Annotated in this window: 3 protein-coding genes and 1 pseudogene; 1 reads left to right on the top strand and 3 read right to left on the bottom strand. The window is 65.6% G+C overall.

The features are described from left to right. Positions 1–86: pseudogene (locus tag ACZ6D7_RS47360) on the top strand (IS5/IS1182 family transposase); the annotation flags it as partial. Between the two features lie 384 nt (positions 87–470). Here the strand turns inward: ACZ6D7_RS47360 and ACZ6D7_RS47355 are convergent. The 3 genes from ACZ6D7_RS47355 to ACZ6D7_RS47345 are packed head-to-tail and all read right to left on the bottom strand — an operon-like array spanning position 471 to position 3099. Further along, on the bottom strand, positions 471–1655 hold the full coding sequence (locus tag ACZ6D7_RS47355) for a hypothetical protein (protein ID WP_469505118.1): 1185 nt from the start codon (positions 1653–1655) through the stop codon (positions 471–473). Further along, positions 1648–2850 carry a tyrosine-type recombinase/integrase gene (locus ACZ6D7_RS47350; protein WP_469505116.1) on the bottom strand — a complete coding sequence of 401 codons (1203 nt, stop codon included), beginning with the start codon at positions 2848–2850 and terminating at the stop codon, positions 1648–1650. The genes ACZ6D7_RS47355 and ACZ6D7_RS47350 overlap by 8 nt, the downstream gene beginning before the upstream one ends. Positions 2851–2892: 42 nt before the next feature. Next, positions 2893–3099, bottom strand: a complete 207-nt coding sequence (locus ACZ6D7_RS47345; protein ID WP_469505114.1) for a hypothetical protein — start codon at positions 3097–3099, stop codon at positions 2893–2895. Positions 3100–3357 lie beyond the last annotated feature (258 nt).

Here is a 3357-nt window from a genome sequence, read left to right as displayed (position 1 = left end):
GGCGCGTCTTCCGCAGAGCCCGCTGCAGCCCCAACCGCATGACGGTCATCGCCGCTGCCGTCCTCACCCTGGAGCGCCAACGCTGAAAACGCTCAATGACTTCCCCGCCCGGCCGCTGGTACTGCCGGATGCTGAGATGGGTGAGTTCGAGTGCCTCTTCGATACGGACACCCGAGTGACGGAGAACTTCGACGATCGCCCACTCCCAGAAAGCGGCGTCCTCAGCTGCCGTAACATTGATCGACTTACCGCAATTTTGGTCACGGACACGGACGTTCGCGTTTCATCCGAACCGCACGCGTCGTTCATCGGCCCGGCTCCACAGCCTCTGGTATATACGGCCGTCGAGGGCGATGGTTGCTCCGCCGACGGTGTCAGCAGCTTGTTGCAAGAGCTCGTGGAGGTGGCTGTACCGGTTCTCCGTGTGCTCCACGAGGGTGCTCAGCAGGGGTTGTCGCCGCCGGGTGCGATCATCCATACGCTCCTTGACTCGCCGTTTGCGGATTCCGTAGCCCCGGACGTCCGTGTCGGAGATGCGACAAGGGGCGACCCAGACCGCCCACTGCTCGGGTTCTGCGGCGGCCCAGGCTTGTAGATCGGCGTAGAACGCTCGGACGGCTCTCAGGATGGGATCGAAGTCGCGTGCGCCCTTGCCGTCGGAGCGCACCGCCGCTCGATCGCGCCATTGTAGGTAGAGCTCGCTGTCCAGCCGCAGGTCTGGCTGGGTCAGGGGCGAGATCTTCGATCGTGGACCAGAAATGGCTGGCGAGGTGCCGGGAGAGATTGTCCAGCGTCGAGTAGTCCAGCTCAGGCTTGCGCCGGTCCAGGTAAGCGATGAGCAGCTGCCGGATGCCGGTGTGCCGGATCTTGTAGCGGTCGACCATCTCCTCGACCGTCAACCGTCCTGTCAGCAGCGCAGCTTTCAGCGTCGCGGGCCCGTGAGAGGGGAAGTGGCCAATCTCATGGAGCACCTGCCAGGCGAGGTGTCCAGGGAACCGGCTTCCGGCGCCGCGCTGGCCGAGCATCAGCCCCTGGTGGCGACACTCCCACGCGTAGTGCAGGAACGACGACGGTGTCAGGTCTCCCAGCGCGATGCCTTGGGTGGTGAGAGCCACCGTGACGTCGAACAGTGCGACCCCGTGGTGGACGGGGTTCACCGCTTTGTCCTGGACTTCGGCCCAGAATTTGTCGAGCAGCGGGTCGTTCTGGGCGGTCAGGAAGCGCTGGCCGTAGTACAAGAACGTGTTCGAGCGAAAAGCTTCAAGGGACGGCTGGATGACCCGTAGACAGAACAGGCAGGCCGCGCCCACCCCGATCTGGCTCCTCCCCTTGCGTGTCGATTGCAGATCGGCGACAGGGCGCCCGCGCTCGTTGAAGCCGCTGGCCTCCCACCGCTGCTGCCAGCTCTCGCCGGGGAAACCTTCCAGATGCTGGAGGAGGTCCCGGGCGCCGCGGCTTCGGCGCCAACGATTGTCCGCTGAGTTCGTCGGCCATGTCGTGCGTATCGCCGCTGCTATTTCCTCTATGGAGGCGCAAGAGAGATCACCTTGAGGTCGCGGAGGAAAGGCCGGGGATGATGCTGGGGCGGCGTTCAGGCTGACGAAGCGGCTGCCGCCCTTCTTGCTCTGGCGGATCGCGGAGCCGGGCTCAGCCACCGAACACCACCTTGATGTCGTCGGGGTTGTAGCCGGTGGCGTAGGTGCGCTGCGGACGGGGCCGCGTGTAGTGCTCTTGCAGCTTGTCGTGCATGTCCTCTACCCGCGCGGTCAGGTAGCGGCCGGTCGTGTCGAGATGCGCATGGCGCAAGATCGTCTGTACCTCGGCGAGGGTGAGCCGGTCGTCCCCGGCCATCCGAGTCGCGGCCGTGTGCCTGGCGTCGTGAAGGGTCCAGTTCGTGCCGAGCTTGTCGTTGGCCCGCTGAAGGATGCGTCGCATCGCCCAGTAGGTCAAAGGTCGCGACTCACCACGGCGCGTGCGCCATATTGGCTGGTCTGGCGTCGGCAGCCCGTCGGTGGCGAGGTAGCTGCCGAGATAGCGGAAGGCGTTCGGGGAGGCCGGCACGGCTTGGCGGATACGTGTGCCTTTGCTGATCACATAGATGAGCTGCCCCGGCCAGTCGACATCTCCGAGACCGACCGCCAGCAGCTCGCTCGCCCTGGCCCCTGAAGAGACATAGAACTCCAGCAGGGCACGGTCGCGGTCGCAGCCCATCGCGGCGAATAGCTCATCCCACTGGTGATCCGGGATCGCCCGCGGAGCCTGGACAGGCACCTTCTGCCGCAGCCGGCCGCGGCGGAAGGTCGGTGCCGGCTCCAGCGGGGAGCGGTGCGCGAGTGCTTGCCTGCGCTCTCTCGACGCCGGAACCGGATTGGTCACCGGGCCGACCCCGAAGCGGGCGTGAAAGGCGTAGAAGCCACTGATCACGGTCAGGTTATGGTTGATCGTTCTGGGCGCGTAGCCCTCCCGAAGCGACGGTTTACCGGTCTTCACGTTCACCGACCCCGGCGGCGGTGAGTCGGTCCGCTTACGGAGCCGCTGTGGGTTGCGGGCCTCTCTCAGCCAGCCCACGAGCAGCGCGACCTCACCCTCCGTGGCCTTCTCCCACGGCGTCTGCAAGATCCACAGCAGTCGGTGCCACCGCAACAGGTCATACCCGTAGCTACGGCACGTCAGCGGGCTGACGTCCCCCAGCATCAAGTCCCGCAGGTAGACGCTGACTGGCTCAACCTCCCTGCTGTCACCGTCCACCACGACGAACGGAAGGTGGGGCGAGGACCCCGTGACCACCGAGCCAACATCTGGAACCGAGCGCTTTCCCTCCATCAAGGCACGTCTTACGTCTTCCACCACACCACGCTCCCGGAGAGACCAAGCGATCCGCTTGGTTCACGATCAAGACATGGTGCAGTTAACAGGTCGCCACCACCGCAGCAGGTCCATGCCGTAGGAGCGTACGGTTGCCGCCGCCTTCCCGCCTGCGAGCAGCTCCTGGAAGAACACCGCGACCGGCGCTACGGCCGTGCCGCCGGCGTCGACGAGCCGGTAGGGCTCGTACCGGTCGCCGGTCTCCACCAGCCGACCCCACCGAGGAACGGCCAACCTCGACAGATCCCTCTCGGGCACGCGATCGTTCATCACGACCGCAGACCGTAGTGGGCTACAACCTCACCTGTGCCCTGAACTGCACAATCAACCTGGTTCGTTCAGTCAACGGGGCGTCCGTTGCCCGATGCTCTGGCCCGACCCCGCCCAACGCGACCGACTAGTAGGACTCCGTTAGGTCGCTCTGGCTCTTGGGTTCTGGCTGGTGGTGGATGTTCTGGGCAGGGGGCGGTGGCAGGTGGTGCAGGTGCCGGT

This window comes from Streptomyces sp. NPDC041784 (assembly GCF_055591025.1).
Note: the sequence above shows the minus strand (reverse complement) of the source record. Positions and strands in the feature narration are given on the sequence as shown.